General features: G+C 70.8%; 25 protein-coding genes and 1 pseudogene. 16 read left to right on the top strand and 10 right to left on the bottom strand.

All coding sequences use genetic code 11. The annotated features are described in order from the left end of the window. The 3 genes from ACRDSQ_RS00130 to ACRDSQ_RS00120 all read left to right on the top strand — a co-directional run. On the top strand, nucleotides 1-273 hold a 273-nt coding region (locus ACRDSQ_RS00130; protein WP_431417669.1), incomplete at its 5' end, for an ABC transporter permease subunit. 17 nt (nucleotides 274-290) lie between these two features. Next, on the top strand, nucleotides 291-506 hold the full coding sequence (locus ACRDSQ_RS00125) for a hypothetical protein (protein WP_431417667.1): 216 nt from the start codon (nucleotides 291-293) through the stop codon (nucleotides 504-506). Nucleotides 507-654: 148 nt separating this feature from the next. Further along, nucleotides 655-3558, top strand: coding sequence for an AAA family ATPase (locus ACRDSQ_RS00120; protein ID WP_431417665.1), 2904 nt, complete (start codon nucleotides 655-657; stop codon nucleotides 3556-3558). A gap of 4 nt (nucleotides 3559-3562) precedes the next feature. Here the strand turns inward: ACRDSQ_RS00120 and ACRDSQ_RS00115 are convergent, their stop codons facing one another. Beyond that, nucleotides 3563-4615, bottom strand: coding sequence for a crotonase/enoyl-CoA hydratase family protein (locus tag ACRDSQ_RS00115; protein ID WP_431417663.1), 1053 nt, complete (start codon nucleotides 4613-4615; stop codon nucleotides 3563-3565). 52 nt (nucleotides 4616-4667) lie between these two features. Then, nucleotides 4668-6344, bottom strand: coding sequence for an acyl-CoA dehydrogenase family protein (locus ACRDSQ_RS00110; RefSeq protein WP_431417661.1), 1677 nt, complete (start codon nucleotides 6342-6344; stop codon nucleotides 4668-4670). 43 nt (nucleotides 6345-6387) lie between these two features. On the opposite strand from ACRDSQ_RS00110, the gene ACRDSQ_RS00105 reads away from it, so the two are divergent. After that, nucleotides 6388-7149: a PaaX family transcriptional regulator C-terminal domain-containing protein gene (locus ACRDSQ_RS00105; RefSeq protein ID WP_431417660.1), complete on the top strand. Its 762-nt coding sequence runs from the start codon at nucleotides 6388-6390 to the stop codon at nucleotides 7147-7149. A 10-nt stretch (nucleotides 7150-7159) separates the two neighbouring features. On the opposite strand, the gene ACRDSQ_RS00100 is transcribed toward ACRDSQ_RS00105, so the two are convergent. Beyond that, a complete protein-coding gene (locus tag ACRDSQ_RS00100; RefSeq protein WP_431417658.1) occupies nucleotides 7160-7756 on the bottom strand; it encodes a TetR/AcrR family transcriptional regulator in 597 nt (198 codons plus the stop codon). A 158-nt stretch (nucleotides 7757-7914) separates the two neighbouring features. Here ACRDSQ_RS00100 and ACRDSQ_RS00095 point away from each other — a divergent pair. The 3 genes and pseudogenes from ACRDSQ_RS00095 to ACRDSQ_RS00085 all read left to right on the top strand — a co-directional run. Further along, nucleotides 7915-8052 (top strand): annotated as a pseudogene (locus ACRDSQ_RS00095) (acyl-CoA dehydrogenase family protein); the annotation flags it as partial. A 25-nt stretch (nucleotides 8053-8077) separates the two neighbouring features. Further along, nucleotides 8078-8743, top strand: coding sequence for an enoyl-CoA hydratase-related protein (locus ACRDSQ_RS00090; protein ID WP_431417657.1), 666 nt, complete (start codon nucleotides 8078-8080; stop codon nucleotides 8741-8743). Nucleotides 8744-8815: 72 nt separating this feature from the next. Next, on the top strand, nucleotides 8816-9376 hold the full coding sequence (locus ACRDSQ_RS00085) for a hypothetical protein (RefSeq protein ID WP_431417655.1): 561 nt from the start codon (nucleotides 8816-8818) through the stop codon (nucleotides 9374-9376). A 205-nt stretch (nucleotides 9377-9581) separates the two neighbouring features. Here ACRDSQ_RS00085 and ACRDSQ_RS00080 read toward each other — a convergent pair whose 3' ends face one another. From ACRDSQ_RS00080 to ACRDSQ_RS00070, 3 genes are all read right to left on the bottom strand, one after another. Then, nucleotides 9582-9791, bottom strand: a complete 210-nt coding sequence (locus ACRDSQ_RS00080) for a hypothetical protein (protein WP_431417653.1) — start codon at nucleotides 9789-9791, stop codon at nucleotides 9582-9584. Nucleotides 9792-9992: 201 nt separating this feature from the next. Continuing rightward, nucleotides 9993-10400 (bottom strand): phosphate signaling complex PhoU family protein, encoded by a 408-nt coding sequence (locus tag ACRDSQ_RS00075; RefSeq protein WP_431417651.1) that lies wholly within the window; start codon nucleotides 10398-10400, stop codon nucleotides 9993-9995. A gap of 12 nt (nucleotides 10401-10412) precedes the next feature. After that, entirely contained in the window at nucleotides 10413-10637 is a 225-nt protein-coding gene (locus tag ACRDSQ_RS00070; RefSeq protein ID WP_431417649.1) for a hypothetical protein, read from the bottom strand. A gap of 248 nt (nucleotides 10638-10885) precedes the next feature. Between ACRDSQ_RS00070 and ACRDSQ_RS00065 the strand changes: the two genes are divergently transcribed. Further along, nucleotides 10886-11080, top strand: a complete 195-nt coding sequence (locus ACRDSQ_RS00065; protein WP_431417647.1) for a DUF1918 domain-containing protein — start codon at nucleotides 10886-10888, stop codon at nucleotides 11078-11080. After that, nucleotides 11080-11448: an RNA polymerase-binding protein RbpA gene (locus ACRDSQ_RS00060; RefSeq protein ID WP_431417645.1), complete on the top strand. Its 369-nt coding sequence runs from the start codon at nucleotides 11080-11082 to the stop codon at nucleotides 11446-11448. Before ACRDSQ_RS00065 ends, ACRDSQ_RS00060 begins: the two co-directional genes overlap by 1 nt. Before the next feature lie 250 nt (nucleotides 11449-11698). Here the strand turns inward: ACRDSQ_RS00060 and ACRDSQ_RS00055 are convergent, their stop codons facing one another. Both ACRDSQ_RS00055 and ACRDSQ_RS00050 read right to left on the bottom strand, forming a co-directional pair. Further along, nucleotides 11699-12220, bottom strand: coding sequence for a DUF6292 family protein (locus ACRDSQ_RS00055; RefSeq protein ID WP_431417643.1), 522 nt, complete (start codon nucleotides 12218-12220; stop codon nucleotides 11699-11701). A 497-nt stretch (nucleotides 12221-12717) separates the two neighbouring features. Next, nucleotides 12718-13065: a permease gene (locus tag ACRDSQ_RS00050; RefSeq protein ID WP_431417641.1), complete on the bottom strand. Its 348-nt coding sequence runs from the start codon at nucleotides 13063-13065 to the stop codon at nucleotides 12718-12720. A 340-nt stretch (nucleotides 13066-13405) separates the two neighbouring features. On the opposite strand from ACRDSQ_RS00050, the gene ACRDSQ_RS00045 reads away from it, so the two are divergent. From ACRDSQ_RS00045 to ACRDSQ_RS00025, 5 genes are all read left to right on the top strand, one after another. Then, nucleotides 13406-14470, top strand: coding sequence for a serine protease (locus tag ACRDSQ_RS00045; protein WP_431417639.1), 1065 nt, complete (start codon nucleotides 13406-13408; stop codon nucleotides 14468-14470). 23 nt (nucleotides 14471-14493) lie between these two features. Next, a complete protein-coding gene (locus ACRDSQ_RS00040) occupies nucleotides 14494-14769 on the top strand; it encodes a hypothetical protein (protein WP_431417637.1) in 276 nt (91 codons plus the stop codon). A gap of 96 nt (nucleotides 14770-14865) precedes the next feature. Continuing rightward, nucleotides 14866-15027: a hypothetical protein gene (locus ACRDSQ_RS00035; protein ID WP_431417636.1), complete on the top strand. Its 162-nt coding sequence runs from the start codon at nucleotides 14866-14868 to the stop codon at nucleotides 15025-15027. Between the two features lie 412 nt (nucleotides 15028-15439). Further along, entirely contained in the window at nucleotides 15440-16072 is a 633-nt protein-coding gene (locus ACRDSQ_RS00030) for a transglycosylase family protein (RefSeq protein WP_431417635.1), read from the top strand. 203 nt (nucleotides 16073-16275) lie between these two features. Then, entirely contained in the window at nucleotides 16276-16548 is a 273-nt protein-coding gene (locus ACRDSQ_RS00025) for a hypothetical protein (RefSeq protein WP_431417633.1), read from the top strand. A gap of 176 nt (nucleotides 16549-16724) precedes the next feature. Here ACRDSQ_RS00025 and ACRDSQ_RS00020 read toward each other — a convergent pair whose 3' ends face one another. Then, complete coding sequence (locus tag ACRDSQ_RS00020) at nucleotides 16725-17009, bottom strand: hypothetical protein (RefSeq protein ID WP_431417630.1); 285 nt, start codon at nucleotides 17007-17009, stop codon at nucleotides 16725-16727. Nucleotides 17010-17333: 324 nt separating this feature from the next. On the opposite strand from ACRDSQ_RS00020, the gene ACRDSQ_RS00015 reads away from it, so the two are divergent. Together ACRDSQ_RS00015 and ACRDSQ_RS00010 are read left to right on the top strand one after the other, a co-directional pair. Further along, on the top strand, nucleotides 17334-18263 hold the full coding sequence (locus ACRDSQ_RS00015) for a hypothetical protein (RefSeq protein WP_431417628.1): 930 nt from the start codon (nucleotides 17334-17336) through the stop codon (nucleotides 18261-18263). A 205-nt stretch (nucleotides 18264-18468) separates the two neighbouring features. After that, entirely contained in the window at nucleotides 18469-18699 is a 231-nt protein-coding gene (locus ACRDSQ_RS00010) for a hypothetical protein (protein WP_431417627.1), read from the top strand. Between the two features lie 141 nt (nucleotides 18700-18840). Here ACRDSQ_RS00010 and ACRDSQ_RS00005 read toward each other — a convergent pair. Then, a partial coding sequence (locus ACRDSQ_RS00005; protein ID WP_431417625.1) for a Tn3 family transposase occupies nucleotides 18841-20461 on the bottom strand: 1621 nt, incomplete at its 5' end.

Below are 20461 nucleotides of genomic sequence, written 5' to 3'. Positions count from 1 at the left end.
GCCCTGGGCCTGGCCATCATCTTCGGCGTTCTCGGCGTGGTGAACTTCGCCCACGGCGCTTTCTACATGCTCGGCGCGGTCACCACCGCCGTCCTGCTCGACGCGCTCGACCGCCATGGCCCGCTGTGCGGCACGCCGGGTGCGGTGAGCACCCCCGGCCTGCTCAGTGGCATGGCGGGGATCGGATACAGCCTGCTGCGGCTGGGCCTGCCGGACCGGGTCCCCTCGGTCCTGCTGCTCCAGCCGGGGTTCCACCGGGAAAACAACAGTTGATCAAAGGGAGAAAACTCATGGGCGACCGCAACTTCGGCGAAGAAGCTCGGCAAAGCTACCTCCGGCTGCTGCCCGCCGTGACCTTCGGCGTCCGCGCCGCGGCGTTGGCGGGCTTAGTGATCACCGCCGGCGCCACGGCGGCAGGCGCCCTGGCGGGCGCGTTCGACGACCCCGCGACGCTGTCGAGCATCTGGCCGACGAGCACCACGTGCTGTCCGGAAGAGCTCAACTAGACCAATCACTTGATTGGTTGCACCCCAGGGGATTCCTCTGGAACGGAGACGCGTGAGGGATCCGGCGACAGTCCGGGTCCATCACGCCTATCCGGCTCGCCGTTTGGCGGATAGACCGCAAAACTGGCCCCGGCTATTGTCCCCGTTCGTGAATCGGTCGTCTCTCATCGTAGGTCGCAACGATGAACTCCGAGCGATCGAGGAAGCACTGACCGCGGCTGGTGACGGCCGAGGCGGCGCGCTGTTCCTGGTCGGCGAGAGTGGCATCGGCAAGACCCGGCTGGCTGCCGCCGCCGCGGATCTCGGCTTCGGCACGGGCATGCGGCTGCTGCGCGGCCGCGGCAGCGCGCTCGGTCCGATGGTGCCCTACCGGTCCCTGACCGAGGCACTGCTCTCGCTGCTGCGCGCGGGCGAGCCCATCGACTTCGACGCGCTGGGCCCATACCGGCCGATCCTGGCGGCCCTGATCCCCGACCTGGGTCCCACGACGGCCGACCTGGAGACCGGTTCGCTGGTCATCCTGGCCGAGGCCGTGCTGCGGCTGACCGCACTCGTCTCGGGCGCCCACGGCTGCCTGATGATCCTCGACGACCTGCAGGACGCCGACCTGGAGACCCTGGCCGTCGTCGACTACCTGATCGACAACCTGGCGGGCCAGCGGACGCTGCTGCTGGGCACCATCCGCGCCGACCAGGGCAAAGCGCTCCGACTCGCCCGGGAAGCCAACGCCCGCGGCACCGCGACGATGCTGGAACTGGGCAGGCTGGACCGCCCGGACCTGCGGCGGCTGGCCGCGTCCCGGCTCGGCGTCGCCGCCGACGAGGTGCCGGACCCGGTGACGGACCTGCTGTGGGCGGGCAGCGCGGGCGTCCCCTTCCGCGTCGAGGAGATGCTCGACGGGATGATCGACAGCGAACTGCTGGTCCGCGCCCCGGACGGCTGGCGGGTCACCGAGTCGCAACGGCCCAACCCGCCCACCACGCTGCTGCGCACCGTGGCCGCCCGGGTCGAGGCGCTGCAGCCCGCCGCCCGCGAGGTCCTGCTGACCAGTGCGATGCTCGGCCGCCGCTTCCCGCTGGCGGTGCTGCAGGCGGTGACCGGGCTCACGTACCGCGACCTGCTCAGCCACCTGCACGGCGACAACACCGCGCACCTGGTGGCGCCCGACGACCAGGTCCCCGACTGGTATGCCTTCCAGCACGCCCTGATCGTCGACGCGCTGCTGACCCTGCTGCCGGCACCGGATCGCGCCCGGCTGGCCGGTCGGGTGGCCGACGCGGTCGAGGCGGTCTACCCGGGCCTGCCGGGCGAGTGGTGCCAGGTCTCCGCCGCGCTGAAGCTCGACGCGGGCAGGCCGCTGGAGGCGGGCAAGCTGTGGGCGGTGGCGGGCAAGCGGGCGCTGCGGCAGGGCGCCGCCCAGTCCGCGGTCGCGCTGCTGGCCAAGGCGTGCGAACTGCTCGCCCCCGATACCGGGGAGCGCGCCGCCGCCATGGAAGCGATGCTCTACGCGCTGGCCGAGGTCGGCGAGATCGACCGGGCGCTGGCCATGGTCGACATCCTCGACGAGGTCGCGGGCCTGGACCCGCGCCGCCGGGCGCGGCTGCACACCCGGCTGGCCTGGGTGGCGGTGCACGCCGGGCGCTCGGACGCGGGGCTGCGGCTGGTCGCGGCCGCCCGGACGCTGCTCGGCCCCGACGCGGCGGCCGTCGACACCGCGCCGATCGACGTCGTCGCGGCGCACTTGGAAGTCGATGTGCCAGGTCCCGGCCAACTCGGCAAGGCCGAGGAGATGGCCCGGCGGGCCGCGATCGTCGCCGAGTCCGCGGAGCTGCCCGCCGTGGCCTGCCAGGCGTGGCAGCTGCTCGGCGCCCTCACCCGCCAGCGCGACCCGGCCGAGGCCACGGCGTTGCTGGAGCGCAGCCGGGCCATCGCCGTCGAGCACAACCTGCCGATCTGGGAGGTGCACGCCCTGGTCCGGCTCGGCCACGACGACGCTCTGCGCGACGGGGCCATCGACCGGCTGGAGATGGCCCGGGACCAGGCTTCGCGCATCGGCGCGGTGACCGCCCGGTACCAGGCCGAGGTCAACATCGCCATGCAGCTCATCCTGCGCGGCGACTTCGCCGGGGCCGACCGGCTGACCAGCCAGGTGCTGGCGGCGACCACCCGGCTCAAGCTGGTGGAGACCACCCAGTACATGCTGCTGCACCGCACCGTGCTCGCGGGCCACCGCGGCCGCCGCGCCGACATGGACGCGGCCCTCGTCGAACTGGGCCGCTGGGGCGGCGACCACGCCCCGCACGCGCCGCGCATCCACGGCATGGCGGGCGCGTTCTGCGCACTGATGGAGGAGGACCAGGACCGGGCTCGCGCCGAGTGCGCGGCGGCCCTGCACGCCGAGGACCAAAACCCCACGACATTCCACCTGGCGGGCCGCTATGGCCTGAACCTGTTGCTGCGCAGTGTCTCCGACGACCTGGACCTCGCCGCGTTCGAGACCATCACCGCGAACCCGGCAAGCCGACTGCGCTGGGACCGGATGTTCGCCGAGTACGCCCGCGCTGTCCTATTGGGACGATTGGGGCTGGCTGAGGAGGCCGCCGCCGCGGTGGACGACGCGATGGCGGTGGGCGCCCCGTATACGATGGCCCGCCACCTCAGCCTGCGCCTGGTCGCTCCCGCCGCACTGGATGGGGGCTGGGGCACTCCCCTGGACTGGCTGCGCGCCGCCGAGGAACACTTCCACCGCACCGAGATCCCCGCTGTCGCCGGCGTCTGCCGCGCCCTGCTGCGCAAGGGCGGCGCCGTCGTCGGCCGCCGCCGCGAGGGGATCGACGAGATCCCCCAGGCCCTGCGCACGGCCCGCGTCACGGTCCGCGAGTACGAGGTCCTGCGGCTGCTGGTCGAGCGGCTCGGCAACCGCGAGATCGCCGACCAGCTGCACTTGTCGCCGCGCACCGTGGAGAAACACGTGTCCAGCCTGATGGCCAAGACCGGCGAGCCCAACCGGATCGCGTTGAGCAGATACGGATCGACCACCGTGCCGCTGTGAGGCCTCAACGAGCAGTTCGATCACTCGCGGTCTCGTCATGGCCGCCGAACTGGGCGCGTTTGTGGTCGCCGAAGGGTTCGTCGCGTTCGCGTACGGCCTCGCGGAAGCCCGCGGTCGCGGCCCGGAGCTGGAAGGCGTAGCCCTCGCGGGTGTGCCGGGACACGCCGTCGAACACGGTGCTGATCGTCGCGGAGTTCTGCACACCCTGGGCCAACAGCGCGGAGTTGAGCGCGAGTTTGACCATCATCAGCTGGTTCACCGGCATCATCGCGATCTTGCCCACGAGGTCTTCCGCGCGCTGGTCGAGTTCATCGGGTGGGCAGGACTCGACGGCCAGTCCCCACTCGGCGGCCTGGCGACCGGACAGGCAGTCGCCGGTGAGCAGGAGCCGCTTGGCGCGCTGGTCGCCGAGTCGGTGTGCCCACATCCCGGCGGCGGGCACACCCCAGACCCGGGTGGGCGGGTAGCCGATCTTGGTGTCGTCGGCGCAGATGATCTGGTCGCAGAACAGGGCGATGTCGGTGCCGCCCGCCACGCAGAACCCGTGCAGCTTGGCCACGGTGGGCTTGTTCGCGTGCAGCAGGCTGGCGAAGCCGCGGTTGAACCGGCTCATCATCGCGTAGTCCAGCATCGGGTCCCACCGCCCGAACGGGTTGTGGTTGCGTGCCTGCGCCATCGGGTCGATCGCCGTGCCGGTCGCCGGGTCGGGCCCACCGTCCGGTCCGCCCGCGTTCTCGGCGAAGATCGACAGGTCGTAGCCACCGCAGAAACCCTTGCCCCGCCCGGAGAGCAGCATGACGTGCACGCGCGGGTCGAGGTCCGCGCGCTCCACCACCTCGGCCAGTTCGCGCGGGGTGTCGGCGGTGATCGCGTTGCCGCGCTCCGGTCGGTTGAAAGTGATCCGCGCGACCCGGCCGTCCACCTCGTAGGTGAGCGTGCGGTACTCGTCGGCACGGTCGGCGGTCTCCCGTCCCGCGAACGGAGAGTCGTCGCCCTCGGTCCAGTTCTCGCGCCAGGCGGCTGGGCGGGTGCTGGCGTGGTTGTCGTAGTCAGGCATGAAAACTCCCTGTCGAACCGGGCCGCCCACGAACGTGGGGCGGCGGATGAGGTCAGGCCCCGGCCGGCAGAGCGCGGTCGATGATCGCCGTGATGTCGACGCCGTGCGGCAGCGTGCCGTAGGCGTTGCCCCAGTCGCCCGCGAGCCGGGTCGCGCAGAACGCGTCGGCCACCGCGGCGGGGGCGTGCTGGACCAGCAGCGTGCCCTGCAGGGTCAGCGCCATCTGTTCGACCACGCGGCGTGCCTGGCTTTGAGCGCGCTGCGGGTCGGTGACGAGTCCGGCCAGATCGGCGCCCAGCCTGGTGATCGCCGCGTCGAGCCGCGTGTCGGCCCCCTGCGCGGCGGACAGTTCGGTCATCAGCGCCTGGGCGGTGTCGGGTTCCTTGGCCAGCGCGCGCAGCACGTCGAGTGCGTTGACGTTGCCCGATCCCTCCCAGACCGAGTTCAGCGGCGCCTCGCGGTAGAGCCGCGGCATCCCGGACTCCTCGACGTAACCGTTGCCGCCCAGGCATTCCAGCGCTTCACCGGCGAACGCGGGAGTCCGTTTGGTCACCCAGTACTTGCCCACCGCGGTGGCGATCCGCCGGAACGCCTGCTCACCGCTGTCCCCCCGGATCGCCCGGTCGGCCGCGCCCGCGAGCCGCAGCCCGAGGGTGGTCGCCGCCTCCGACTCGATCGCGAGATCGGCGATCACGTTGCGCATCAACGGCTGGTCGACCAGGTTCGCCCCGAACGCGCTGCGGTGCTTGACGTGGTGCCCGGCCTCGACCAGCGCTTTGCGCATCAGCGCCGCGGAGCCCATGACACAGTCCAGCCGCGTGCAGTTGACCATCTCGATGATCGTTTTCACCCCGCGGCCCTCGGGTCCGACGAGCCAGGCGACGGTGCCGTCGAACTCCGGTTCGGAGGACGCGTTGGACCGGTTGCCCAGCTTGTCCTTCAGCCGGGTGATCCGGAAGGTGTTGCGGGTGCCGTCGGGCAGGATCCGCGGCACCAGGAAGCAGGACAGCCCGCCTGGTGTCTGGGCCAGCACCAGGAAGACATCGCACATCGGCGCCGAGGTGAACCACTTGTGCCCGCGCAGGGTGTACACGCCGGGCTCGGCCGTCGGTGTCGCGACGGTGGTGTTCGTGCGCACGTCCGAGCCGCCCTGCTTCTCGGTCATGCCCATCCCGGCGAGGATCCCGCGCTTGGTGGTCGGCACCCGCAGGCCCGGGTCGTACACCCGGCTGGTCAGCAAGGGCTCGTACACGGCGGCGAGGTCCGGCTGGTGGCGCAGGGCGGGGATGACCGCGTAGGTCATCGCCATCGGGCAGCCGTGCCCGGCTTCGGTGTGTCCCCACACCAGGCCGCTGGCGAAGCGCGCGACGTGCGCGCCTGCCCGCTCGTCGGCCCACGCGGCGCCCGCGCCGCCCTCGGCCACCGCGACCCGCATCAGGTTGTGCCAGCTGGGGTGGAACTCGACCTCGTCGATCCGGTTGCCGTACCGGTCGACGGTGCGCAGTCGCGGCTCGTGGACGTCGGCCTGCTCGGCCCACAGTTGGACTTCCTCGCTTCCGGCGAGCGCGCCCAGGCGGCGGACGTCGGCCTCCGCCCACGGCGCGCCCTCCCTGCGCAGGCCTTCCAGCAGGGCCGCGTCGGCGGACGCGTCGTACGGGGAGTGCGGCGGCGGCTGGTTGTCGACCTCGTGCGTGGCGTACTGGCTCGGCGTGGGAAGTGTGGTGGTCATACCTCCATTATTACATCTTTTCGACGGGTGAACAATGGATGTAATGAGTGACAATGTGGCCGTGACCGTCGACGACCTCGGACTGCGACCGCTCAGCGCCCGCTCAGTGGTGCTGAGCCTGCTGCTCGGCGCGCACCCACCCGAACTGCCCGCGCGCGACCTCGTGCTCGCCGCCGACGTGCTCGGCATCTCCGAGGCCACCCTGCGCGTCGCCCTCACCCGCATGGCCGCCGCCGGTGACCTCACCCGCACCGGCACCGTCTACCGGCTCAGCGACCGGCTCATCGAACGGCAACGACGCCAGGATGAAGCCATCCACCCCAGCACCCGCCCCTGGCACGGCGACTGGGAGATGGCGGTCGTGACCGCGGTCGGCCGACCCGCCGCCGACCGCGCCGACCTGCGCGCGACGCTCAGCGCCCTGCGGCTCGCCGAACTCCGCGAAGGCGTCTGGACCCGCCCGGCCAACCTGCGGCGTGCCTGGCCGACCGAACTCGACTCGCTCGTCACCCGCTTCACCAGCCGCCTCGAAGGCGAACCCGGCACGCTCGTCGACGCCCTGTGGAACCTCCCCGCCTGGGCCGACCGAGCCCGCGCCCTGCACGACCACTTCCACACCACCACCGACGACCCAGCTCGGCGGATCACCGCCGCCGCGGCGATCGTCCGACACCTGCTCGCCGACCCGGTCCTACCCGAGGCCATGCGACCGGCCGACTGGCCCGCCGACACGCTCCGCACCGCCTACGCCACCTACCAGAGCGAGCTGATCCACCTCGCCAACCTCACCTGGCACGCGAGCTGACCCGTTTCTCCTACGACACGGGTTTGACGGGCGGCCGGGTGGAGTTGGCGATGGCGTGCCAGCCCGCGAGGAGCTGGTCGTGGCGGTGCGCGCTGAGGATGTCGGTCAGGGCGAGGCCCCGGTAGTAGGTCAGCGTCATCTCGAAGACCGTGTCGAAGTCCTCCGGCGGCTCGCCACCGAAATGGGCCAGGACTATCGCGCGGATATTGGTGTGGAGTTCGCGCTGATGGGTGAGCAGGGCCGCACGGAGTTCGGGGTCGGTGCGGGCGGCGACCCAGAGTTCTAGGACGGCGCCGAACAGCGGCGTCGTGAAGCTGCGCCAGAGGACGGTCAGCCAGTCGTCGTCGGGGGCGGCGGGGAGGTCGGCGAGTTCCTCGATCTGCTGGTCGGAAAGGTGGCGGACCGCGTCGACCAGCAGGTGGGCCTTGTTCGGGTACTGGTGCAGCAGCGCGCCGCGGGAGACCGCCGCCCGGGCCTGGATCGCGCCGAGGGTCGCCGCGGCGTAGCCGTCCTCGATGACGCAGTCGACTGCGGCGCGCATGATCCGCTCCCGGGTCTGCTCACTGCGGGCCGCGTCGCTGCGGCGCCTGCCTTCCGTCACTGCCATCCCTGGATCCTCCCAGACGTTGACAACAGTCCGATCAGACTGTTTCACTTCCGCCCGACCGAGTCGACCGAAACGGACAGGGGAATGGGCGATGGGAACCTCGACGTTGCCACCGTGGTCGGCCGACGCCGACGCGGTCTCGCCGCGGGACACAGTGCCGCTGCCTACAGCTGTTCGGCGGCTACGGCTACATGCTCGAACACCCGATCGCGCGCATGTACACCGACTCCCGCGCGCAGCGGATCTATGGCGGCACCAACGAGATCATGAAGGAACTCATCGCCCGATCGCTCTGATCAGGCCTGTCGAGTAAGGACTCGCATGACCCCGAATCCCGTCCTCGTCCGCAAGGACGGGCCGGTCACCATCATCAGCATCAACCGGCCCCACGTCCGCAACGCCGTCGACGGACCCACCGCCCGCGCGCTGGCCGAGGCGTTCCGCGACTTCGACCGCGACCCCGACGCCGCCGTGGCGATCCTGCACGGCGAGGGCGGGACGTTCTGCGCGGGCGCCGACCTCAAGGCCATCGGCACCGACCGCGGCAACCGCGCCGACACCCGCTATGTGGGACGGCATCACCGCCCGGATACCGACCCGGTCGGCCGCCGCCGCGGCTGGCTGAGCCGCCGACAGGGCCGGCCCGCCCGTTCACTCCACACCATTACTCCCCTGACCCACGCGGCCGCGACGAGGCCGAGGACGGACCCGGCGAGGATGGCAGCTGACCCCACGCGAACGATCGGCTACGAGTTGCCGATCATCCTTGGCCCCACCGGCGATAACAGCCCCGAACAACGACGACGGGCCGCTCGCACGGTGGCGGCCGCGACCCACGACGCAGCCGATTGCGCGCTGCTGCTGGCCATGATCGGCCTCACCGCCGCCGACGGTCTGCACGTCACCGAGATCCCCGCCGACACGCGCCCTGGCGACGCCGACAGCATGGGATCCCGCAGCGCTGACACCAAGCGGCGAGACCGCTGACACCAGGCGGTCAGCGCCCATGGGCACGGTCCGATGATGGCTGCGGCGTCGAGGGCTTGCATGGTGACGTCGGTGTCTGCTGCGGTGGCGAGAACGTGGTCGATGGTCATCACCGCCTCCTGCAGGCCGTGGTCGATGTCCGCGCGCCAGGCGTTGAGCAACGCGTCGAGCGCCTCGCCGTCGGCCATCACACCGATGGCAGGGCTGGTCGTGGGCGTGGGCGGCGGCGATGTGTCGGCGGAGTCGGGTCAGGCCGCGGTGGCGGCGGACTCGGATCGCCGCAGGACCACTGCGTGGACCATGGGCCAGAACGATCCGTCGTCCCACCGCCGCCGCGGCAGCATGATCAGCACCGCCAGGCGGGCTTCCTGTGCGATGTCCTCGGCGGTGGCCGAACGTTCCTCCCAGGCTGTCACTCGCCGCCGGCACCAGCGCAGTGCCCGTTCCCGCACGATCCCGATCAGCTGGGTCATCGCGTCGCGGTCCCCGCGCTGGGCGTCCTCGATCACCAGCGCCAAGCCCGAGTTGGTGTCGGTAGTTGTCCATACCGCGGAACTCAACGCGGTAGTCACGGTGCGGTCCCGCGGCCGCAACTGGTCGGAGATCTCGGGCGGCCTGCACCAGGGCAAGTGAGGCGGTCTGGGAGAAGTGTTACGACCTCAGCCCGGAATCCGCCGAGTCCGGGCCAACGGGGCGACCCTCGGAGCGCGAGGGGGTGGGAGGGCTCCGAGGGTCGCGCGGTCCGCGCGCCCGTTCGTTGTGGGGTGTCGGGCGGGCGGGCCGACGTGTTCACCGTAAGGACCATGCGCGGAGCGGCCTGGGCGACGCGCCGCGATGATCACCTCATCGGGTGGTCCCGAGTGTGCGACCGGGCCTTGGCGTCGAACAGGTCGCCGGTGACGGCGGGATCCACGTCGGTGCCCGTGTCGGTCTGCTTTCGCCCGTTATCGCTGGTCGGGTTCGTGTCGGGTCCGCGCCTGGTGTCGCGGTCTGGTGCCGGGGCGGGGTCGTTGCGGCGATGGCGTCCGATGTAGCCGCGCTCTCGCATCAGGTCCTCCCAGGGGCCGTGTCGGTGGTGGATCCACTGGTCGAGATCGGTGAACCCACGTCCGTCCCAGCGCGGGAGCGGCACTCGTCACCCGTTCGGCGCAGTGGTGTGGCACACCTTCCCACCCCGACCCGCTCGGGCCCGAACGGGCATCCCAGGGCCCACCGGGCCACAGCCCGCACCGACGGCTGACCTGCCCTGTCAGGGCGCGAGTTCGCCGGTGCGGGCGAAGTCCAGTCGGCGGGCGACGGAGACGATCTGGTCGCCGAAGCGTTCGTAGAAGCGGGCCAGTAGGGCGGCCTGCACCGCGGCGGACACCCCGTGCTCCCAGTTCGGGCCCTCGATGCGCCGCATCAGACCCTCATGCAGCCGGTCGACATGCTCATCGGCGTCTCGGAGGAGTTCGAAGGACACGCCGCCGCCGTCGGCGAGCATCATGGTGAGCTGGCGGCCCATGCCGACGGTGGCCCGGCCGAGTTCCTCGAACACCGGCATCACCGCGGTGGGGACCGCCGGGTGTGGGTGCGCCCGGCACACCGCCTCGGCGACATGGCGGGCCAGATCACCCATGCGTTCGATCCGGTCGGCGCCGTAGACCACGGCGAGCACCGCGCGCAGGTCCTAAGCGACCGAGGACTGCACCGCCAGCAGCACTTGGGCCTCGTGCTCGCACCGGGCCCGCGCATCGTCCAACCCGCGGTCGGCGATGACCACCTGCATGGCCATCGTCAGGTCGACCCGCCACAGGGCGTCGGTCGCCGCCACCAACTGCCCGACCGCGGCACCGCACATCCCGGCCAGGTGACTGATCAACCCGTCGAGCCGCTCATGAAACTGTTCGCGCACCCGCAAAGCCTAGATCCACCCCAGGCACACAGCCTCCCCAGCGCGGCCGCCCACGTCGGGGGCCATTCGACCGCCACTGTCACCGGCCACGTCGTGATCCACACCACGAACCTGCGCACCCGACCAACGCCAACCCCGAGGGCCGTCCTGGGTGGTGGACGACGGCGGCACAGGACATGCTCATCCGAACACCGCAACCCCCAAACCCTGGGGCGCTGAGGGATCAGAGGACAAAGGAGGATTCGCTGATGCGAGCGAGCGTGGGTGACCGGATCCGGGTCCATTCCCGGACCGTGGGGTTGGCCGAACGCGCCGGGGAGATCATCGAGGTGCGCGGCCCCGAGGGCACCGCCCCGTTCCTGGTGCGCTTCGCCGACGGCCACGAAGGCCTCGTCTACCCAGGACCGGACACCACCATCGACACCCACGGCGAGCACGACTGATGGGCAGATCATCCGGCGGTCTGCGCGCCACCCGCATCGGCGGCGGCGGTGGCAGCTGCGAGCCCGACCGCCACCGGGAACTGGCCGACCGGGTCACCGTCGACTACCACTGCCCGGCCGGAACAACCGGGCACCGGTTGCCGGTGGTGCTGTCCCACGACGCCGAACCCCCACCGGCATGGACCTGCCGACACCACGGCATCAAAGCCACCCTGCCGGCCGGGACACCACCGGCGGACATGGTCACCGACGAACGGGTCGCCAGGACCCCCTGGGTGATGCTGCGCGAACGACGCACCCTCGATGAACTCGACGCGCTGCTGCACGAACGGCTCGCCCATCTGCGCGCCCGCCGCGATCTGGGATGACCGCGGTCTGACGGGCAGGGTTTGGTCTTCATGCCGGGCCCATGCCCCCAGCCGCCTGCCTGGGACCGGGGGCACCTCGAGGCTGGGGTGCCGTTCGCCGACGCCACCCCCGAATTGGACGAGCTGATCGCGCAGCTTCGTGCCGCCCTGAGCCAGCCCCCGGCGAGCGTCATCGCGCTGCACAACCGCGGGGACGTAGTAGCCGGCGGACGGCTGTTCCTGGCGAGAAGCGCGAGCGGGGGTTCTCGCCTCACGCCAGCGGCGACGGGATCCGCGGCGTGTCTTCGCGCCCTGATGCGGGGGCATCAGGGCGCGATGTCATCGCAGCAGCGGGCAGGTTCTCCGACCTCACCGTGGGTTCTGTGTAGAGCGCCAACCGGTGAAGCAGGCGTGCTCGGGCGGCCCGCGGACGTCGGAGGTAGGGGGATGTCGCGGCGGGATGGCGCGGGTAGCGCCCGCCGAGGATGTCGCGGGCGAACTCGACGACGTCGGCCGGCGCGGGGAGCACATCGCCGAGCAGGTAGGCCAGCGCGATGAGATCCTCGCCGGAACCGGTCTCGACCGTCGCGGCCCAGCCGTGTATCTCATCCCAGGTCAGTGCGAAGTCCCGGGCGGGGAAGCCGGGCACCCGGTCGGTCAAGGCGATGTAGGCGTTGGCCGGTGGGCTCATCTCGCACACGCTCGCCGCGGCCTCCACACCCAGCCCGCGGGCGATGGCTTCGACGTAACGGCGCAAGCCGAGTTCGGCGTGCTCACCCTGGTAGATATCCATGACCCGCCTCCTCGACGGCCAACTACCGCGCCGCCAGCAGAGAACCACCCAGTGACACCCTAGTCAGCCGGGGCACGCCTGAACTGCTCCGCGCGGGTGAGGGTGCGCCCCACGTTGCACCCCGCCGTTGTGATCCACCGGCCATCGCGGCCCAGCGGGCGGTTGCCCGCGAACCTCACTCCCGCCGGGCGTCCGCGGAGATCAGGTGATTCCCCACCACCTGAGGGTTCACTCGCCGGCCAGACATCGGCCCGTACGTTGACATCAGGGGCCTCGGCGCTTACGCCGCGCGGGCAATCTCGCGCAGTGACTGGTTTTCGGCGCGGCGGGCCAGGATCGCGCGCCGCTTGTCCGTCATCAACCATGTGGGGCCGTCCGCCGGTGCGTCCGTGCCGGGCGCGGCTGTTTCGAGGCCGTTGCGGCTTTGCAGACGATGTCGCGGCTCGGCGGTGACGGGTTCGGCAACCCATGGCGACGAACCAGCGCGGCTATAGCGGCTAGTCGGTTGGTTTGTCGCCCTGGTCGAGCAAGGTGTTCAGTAGGCCGACGATCTGCTGCTGTCCTGCGGCGGTGGCGTCGAATTTGCCGCGCATCTCGGCGAAACCGTCGCCAACCTGGGTACGAAGATCGGTCATATCCTCGCGCATCGCGTTGAGGACCCGGGTGTTCTGCTCACGGAACTCTCGGATCTCCGTGCGGAACTCGGTGACGTCGCGGTCGGCCCCACCGGCCAGGACGCGGGCGGCCGCGGCATCCTGCTCGCTGCTGCGCACCTTGCCGACCAGGTCCGCGACCAGGGTTTCCAGCGCGGTCACGCGGGCTTCAAGGTCGTTCGGCTGAGCCATGCCGATCAGGATACCGGCCCGCGGTGGTCCGTCTCCGTCCGCGGGGGGTGAGAACCGATCAGTCTCTGCTGGTCACCGTGTGGGAAGTGGTTGCCCCTGGGGTCACTGGGATCGGGAATGTCGTCTGCGTTCGAGGTGAGCATGTCCGGTGCGGCACCGGTCCCGTGGGTGCGGTGATCCGCGCAGCGTGATCGGACAGGCGGTTGCACCCAACGGTGGACTGACCGGTGCCCCAGGTGGGTACTCCGAGCCTTTGAGATGGCAGGTTTTCGATACCGGGGGCAGGCTGGGACGTTGGGCCGTTCCGACCCAGTTCACGTGCGAATCATGGAGGTTTGTGGTGCTCGCCGAACAGATCATTCCCAAGGAATTCGCCCCGCTCGCCGACATTCAAGCCAAGGAGGAAGAGGCGCTGCTGGCCCGTAACGGGGTCGTCGGGGTCGCCTTGGGTCACAAGTACACCGAGGGACAGGACACAGGGAAGCGGGCGTTGATCGCCCTGGTCGACTCCAAGATCCCGAAGGAGATGCTGTCGAGCTCGGACATGGTGCCCAAGACGATCGCGGGCACCCCGGTGGATGTGCAGGAGGTCGGCATCATCCAGGCCGGGGACGCGTTCACCCGCACCCTGGAGGAGCCGCGCACCCCGCTGGCCAACGGTGCCCCGGCGTTGTTGGCCGATGACGCGGCGCTGGCGGCGCGGGAGAACGTCGGCCCGTTCACCCTCGCGGCGCGAGTGCGCCCGGCCTACGGCGGGGTCAGCGTCGGCCACGTCAACGTCACCGCCGGCACCCTGGGCACCTGTTGCTACGACGCGGCCCCGTTCCCCGGGATCCCGCAGCGCTACTACCTGCTGTCGAACAACCACGTTTTGGCCAACAGCAATCAGGCTCAGATCGGTGACCCGATCCTGCAACCCGGCGCCTACGACGGCGGCACCTACCCGACGGATGTGATCGCCCGCCTGTCGCGGTTCGTCCCGATCCGTTTCCAGGTGCAGGGCCAACCGACGCCGATCAACTATGTGGACGCCGCGATCGCCGAGGGCAAGTTCGCCGACCTCGACCGGCGGATCTTCTGGACCGGGCATTTGCGTGGGGTGCTCGGTTCCCCGCAGGTGGGCATGGTGGTGGAGAAGTGCGGGCGCACGACGAACTTCACCACCGGCGCGGTCGTCAACATCAACGCCACCGTGGACGTCAACTACGGGCAGGGCAAGATCGCCCGCTTCGGCCGCCAGATCCTCACCACCGCCATGTCGGCTCCGGGCGACTCGGGCAGCCTGGTCGCCGACCTGGACCAGAAAGCGGTCGGGCTGCTGTTCGCCGGGTCACCGACGGTGACGGTGATCAACCCGATCCTGCTGGTCCAGTCCCTGCTGGGCATCCGGGTCAGCGAGCACTGAGCACTGTCGAAGGATCACCGGTCATGACCAATCCCAACCGTGAAGACGACACCGTGACCGCGGCCCTGGACCAGGCCCAGCGGTGGCTCGACACGATCCCCGGTGTCACCGCCGTCGGCCAGGGCGACCACGACGGCCACCCCACGGTCGACGTGTGGGTCACCGACCCCGAATGGGCCGCCGACCTGCCCACCGAGGTGCGAGGCATCGAAGTCCGTGTTCGTGACGCGGGTGGCCCGATCACCGCGCAACCGCCGCGGGCGGACACACCGGGGGATCACCCGACGACCTCGCGGTGAACCCCGCACCGTCACAGGGAGCGGCGCCCGGGGGCATCCCTCGGGCGCCGCTCCCAGCGACCTCCGGGAGCGACGAATCGACCCATTCCATGCCCGATGGAACCCACCGACCACCTCCAGCGGCTGCTGCGCCGCCAGACCGCGCTGATGAACGACCTGCCCGGGGCCCACCAGGCAGGCGAGGACCAACGGGTCCTGGACCTGCGGGCCGAACTCGATGCGATCGCGGCCGCCGCGACTCGCATTGCGCAGCAGTGACCCACAGTCCGGTGGATGTTTAACCGCCCCCTACACAGACTGCTGAACCGCGCCGCGAATCATCACTTTGGGTGATCGAGACGGGGGTGGATGGTTGAGCCGAATCGGAACCGGAATGACGGTTCGAGCAGCGGCAATGCCCCCGACTCGCGCTGCACCCGATGTTATGCGGTGACCTTTTGTCACCGAGGTGTTCGTTTCGCCGGTCTGGTGTCGATTGCCTACGGTCGGTGTCACGGGCCGGTTCCCGCCGGCCTGGGGCACGACCTCGGGAGACCGCGCACCGATCCCTTGTCCAGTCGGTCTCCCGGACCCGCGTACCGAGCGAAAGGGCGTCCGCCGGACAGGGGCCAAGACCTCCGGGGGCGTTCCCCTGCGTGTCCGGCAGACGGTGCGGCGGGCCGAGACCGACATGACCTTCCTCCGGAACCACCGCCCCCACGGCAACCGCGCGCACGTCGCCGCCCTGGGCATCGCCCGGATCGCCTCCGCAGGGGCTCTCGGGCTCGCCGCGCTGGGCATCGTCCCAGCTGCGGCCCAGGCCGAGCCCCCGGTGAACTGGGACGCGGTGGCCCGGTGCGAGAGCGGCGGCAACTGGTCGATCAACACCGGCAACGGCTACCACGGCGGCCTGCAGTTCTCCCCGAGCACCTGGAAGGCCAACGGAGGGACCGGGCCGGCGCACCAGGCTTCCCGCGAGGAACAGATCCGGGTCGCGGAGAACGTGCGACGCGCGCAAGGCATGCGCGCCTGGCCGCACTGCGGCCGCACCACAGGGGCCGTAGTCGCACCGGCCCGCAGAACCGATCCCGCCGGCGCCCCGCGACAGGCCACCGCGCCCGCATCGGCCCCGCGGGTGAGCGCCGGTTCGGGTTCGACGAGCAACCCCGACGGCGACTACACGATCACACCCGGCGACACCCTCTCCTCCATCGCCGAACGAGTCGCCCTCGACGGCGGGTGGCAGGCCCTGGTCGCCAAGAACCGGCCGTTCCTCACCGATCCCGACCGGATCTTTCCCGGCCACAAGATCGCTACCACCTAAGACCCGCACGGCCGCCTGACCGCCGCTCCTGACCAGGGGCGGCGGGCTGGACCGGCGGGCACGGCACCACAGTGGACTGCTCGGTACTCGCCCACACGCCCCCGGGGCCCGCCCCACCACCGAGAGGCGTGCCCGGTCTCGGGCGTCGCCGGGTGACGACCGCACGGTCGGGGTGTGCTGCGGCGTGGGTAGGGTGCCGTGGCATGCCGAGATTCGCCGCCTACACCACGCTCGGGTTACGCGCCGCGAGCACCTCGACCCGGCTGCCGTGGCAGGCCCGCACGGTCACCCTCATCTGTGTCGGCGCCGACGGCGTCGTGGCGCAGGCCAAGACAGTCCCGGAGAAACGGGATCTGCTCGACATGGCCCGGCGCACCGACCTTGTCCTGGTCGCCTGGCCCGGCCAATGGAGTCAGGACATCTACCTCGTCGACGACCGCGAAGCCGCCCGGGCCGCACTCGACACCGCCCCCTGAGACACCGGCACTTCCTATGCCGGTCCTGGCCGTGGCCGTGCTCGCCGCGCGGCGGGTTATGGGGTGTCGTTATGGGGTGTCGCGGGGACCCAGGGCGCGGTGGCGCAGGGCGGTGTGGGCGGCGGCGACACCGCTCGAGGTCAGCGACTGCGTCTCACCAGGGCTACGGGACACGGTCAGGCCGAGCAGGTCGAGCCTGCGGGTGAGCGCACCGAGCAACCAGCCGACTGGCCGGACTCGATGGGCACCCCTGAGCCCGTGTGCCACCCTTCCCCGGCCAGGATCTCCGCGACCCGGTGGTTGCGCTGCTCATAGCCGTGCTCGGCTCCGGTGGGCATCAGCAGCAGCACGATCTCCGCGGCGGCCCCGTCAGCCGCCTCGGCGGGAATCAGCGCCGCGGTGACCGCCCGCCATAGCCCGGTCGTGTCCTCACCGCGCAGGCCGCGTTCGGTGAGCAGCAACCACCGTCCTCGGGGCCGCAGAACGCCGATCTCACAGACCCGCAACCACTCCCATCCACGACCACTCAGCGCACGGATGCCGCACCGACGTCCTTCGTCGACACCGCCCGTACGGGCGGCCCCCGCAATCAGACCACCGACGACACCGACCGGCGCGGATACCCCCGGAAGGGGCCGCCGGGTCACCGAAAGCAGGGAGCCCGGATGACCGGGTTGGCCGATGGTCAACCAGCGCTCGGCGTGACCTGCGGCGATACTTCGGTGACGGTCCCCGGGGGCGGGGGATGCTGTCCACAGTCCAGGCGATGACAACGGGAGCTTCTGATGACCGTCGCGACGAGGGTTCACACCGCTGTCCTGCTGGACCATCTACACCTGGCCCACGACATCGAGCAGAAGCTGGCGGGCCTGTTGACCCGGCAGGTGGCGGGTCTGCCCGACGGGGAGTACCGGACCTGGCTGCAGGACCACGCCGTACGCGCCCGGGAACGCACCCACGATCTGGATGTGCGCCTGGTGGTGCTCGGCGAGACCCGCCGGGCACTCTCGGCCACGGTCGGGGCGGTGTGGCGGCTGGCCGACGACGCCCTGGACGTGTCCACGGCCGCGATCACCGCTGGCGTGGATGTGGTGCGCCGCCAACCCATCGAACCCGCGGTGCTCGACCACGCCAGGGTCGGCGCCGCAGCGGTGGCCGAGGCCCGCGCCGTGTACCGGGCAATAGTCGAGGTCGCCCGCGTCGCCGAGGACCCGCAGACCACGGCCCTGGCCACCTCCTGCCACAGCGAGCTGAGCACCCTGCTGGCCGAGTTGGACGACGCAGTGCCCGCGCTGGTGGCAGCCGCCCTCGACGCCGCGCAGTCGCGCCCCACCTACCGGGAGGCCGCCGACACCGCGACCCGACGGGTCCGGGCGGTGGCCGCGGTCCTCGGCGAAGACGCCGGAGCGGCCCAGCACGAACTCCGCGACACCCTCGACCGGATCCTGCGCCGCGCCCGACCGGCATCGGCCGCCGACGAGGACCCGGCCGAGATCACCGCACCACCCGAGCTCGGCGAGGACACCGAGGGGTTGCCGATCGCCGACTACGACCAGCTCACCGCCGCCCAGATCATCGACCAACTCCCCGACCTCACCCCCGACCAACTGGCGGTGCTGCACCGATACGAACACGCCCACGCCGACCGGGTCACCGTCGGCAACAAGATCCGCTCCCTGCTCGAGGACGCCCCCACCCCGCACACCACGCCCTGACCACCCGGCATGTGAGGCCGCAAGCGACGACGACGGGTCACGAGGAGAAAGGCGACATGGCAGAGCACGCCCAATCACACATCACCATCAAGGCGACCGCGGATCAGGTGATGGACGTGATCGCCGACTTCGGCGCCTACCCGGCCTGGGCCACCGGCACACCCGCGCCGACATCCTCGACCTCGGCCACGGCCGCGCCGAACGGGTGCGGCTGCACATCGACTCCGGTGCCGTCGCCGACGAGCAGATCCTCACCTACCGGTGGGCCGGGAACCACGCGGTCACCTGGTCGCTGGAGCGCTCCCGCACGCTGCGCTCGCTACACGGTGCCTACGTCCTCTCACCGGTACCCGGCGGCACCGAGGTCACCCACATCCTGCTCCTGGACCCGAGAGCCCAGATGCTCGGCGCACTCAAACCCGCGCCGAGAAAGTGATCACCGACCGTGCCCTGGCCGGGCTCAAACACCGCGTCGACCACGTCCACCACGCATCACACACCACCCGATGACCCAGACGACCACACGGCACCGGCCCACACCCTCGGCCGGCTGATCGACCTCGATGACGCGACAAGGTCAGAAGAGGGTGTCGCGCACGCGCAACGGCCGGTAGCCGGTGGGGCCGAGCTGCGCGAGTTCGCCTTCGATGTCGACCTCGATGGCGCCGAAGAAGTTGATGTTCTCGCTGTGCGCCGGGGAGATGTGGGCGAGGACCTCGTCGTCGACGCGGCGGCCCGCGGCGCGCATCGAGTCCACGGCCAGGCCGTAGTACTCCGTGGACCAGGCCACCACCGCGTTGGTGACCAGCGTCAGGCACCACGCCTGTTCGGTCTGCGCGTCGATGTGGCGGGCTCGGACGGTGCCCTCGTGGGCGTAGAGCAGGTCCCGCTTGAGCGCGTGCAGGGACTCGCCCTTGGTGAGCTGCCGGGAGATCTTGCGGCGGTAGGCGGGGTCGGCGAGGTAGCGGGCGGCGTAGATCGTCCGGCGCAGCGCCCCGTACTCCTTCAACGCCGCGGCCAGCGCGTTCTGCCGCCCCGAGGCGGAGGGCTTGCCGACCAGCAGTGACGCGGTGGCGTGCCCGAACTTCAACGACCCGGCCACCCGGAGCAGGTCGTCGTAGTGCTCGGCGATCAGGTCGGTGTTGAGCTTGCGTGTCAGTAGCGGCCCGACGTGCGGGAACGAGGCCTCGAACTGTTGTTTCGAGCCGGTGCGGTAGAGGGTGATCTTGCCTAGGTCGCGGATGCGCGGCGAGAGCTGCAACCCGAGCAGGTCGAACAACCCGAAGTTGACCAATGTCACCCCATGCGTATCCGTCGCGTGCTCAGTGACGGGGACGTCTGTTGCGTTCCCGAGGATCTCGTCGAGGACGTAGTGGGCCTCGCGCTTGGTGGCGACGATGACCTTGGTGCCGTAGGTGGTGTGCTGGTCGGTGACGTGGGTGTAGGTGGAGAGGACTTGCCCGCCGTGGATGACCATGTCCCGGCCGGTCAATGTCTTGCCGCGCACCGGGAAGCGTTGCCCGTCGGAGCAGGACAGGGTGCCGGTGCCGAACACCGCCGCCAGCGGCAGCGTGGCGTGGTAGCTGATGATCGCCAGGTGCGCCGCGCGCAGCGTGTCCTCCCGCACGTACCACTCCGCGGTCCACGCGAGGATGTCGTAGGAGATCCCGCAGGCGTCGGCCATCCGGGTCAGGCCGAGGTTGGTGGTGTGGCTGATCAGCACCGCGATCAGGTTGCGCTTCAACTCCGGTGACCTGGCCTGTTTGCCGCCGGCGTGGGTGAAGCAGTCCAGGAACCCGGTGCGCTTGTCCAGCTCGATCAGCAGCGACACGATCGACGCGAACGGCAGCATCGCGGTCAACTCCGCCTTCAACGCCATCGCCTCCGCCGGGATGTCCTCCGCCGACAGCGGCGAGATCACCAGGTCGCCGCCCTCGTCCAGACGCACCGGGCCGTCACCGGCGGCCAGCACCGCCTCCAGCTCACCCAACGCCTGGCCCAGTTCGTCCTCGGCGGCCGCCAGCGCGCGGGCCGGGTCGGCGGGCTTGCCCACCAGCTGGCAAAACTCACCCCGCTGCTGCGACCACTTGTCCTGGGTGAGCAAGTAGGTGGCGGGGTCGGAGTAGCGGCGCGAGCCCGGCACCCACACATCACCGGTGCGCAGCCCGTCGCGCAACCCGAGCAGTGTGCACAGCTCC

It is taken from the genome of Actinokineospora sp. (assembly GCF_050699995.1).
Lineage (GTDB): Bacteria > Actinomycetota > Actinomycetes > Mycobacteriales > Pseudonocardiaceae > Actinokineospora.
The sequence above is the reverse complement of the archived record's forward strand: the minus strand, read 5'-3'. Positions and strand labels throughout refer to the sequence as shown.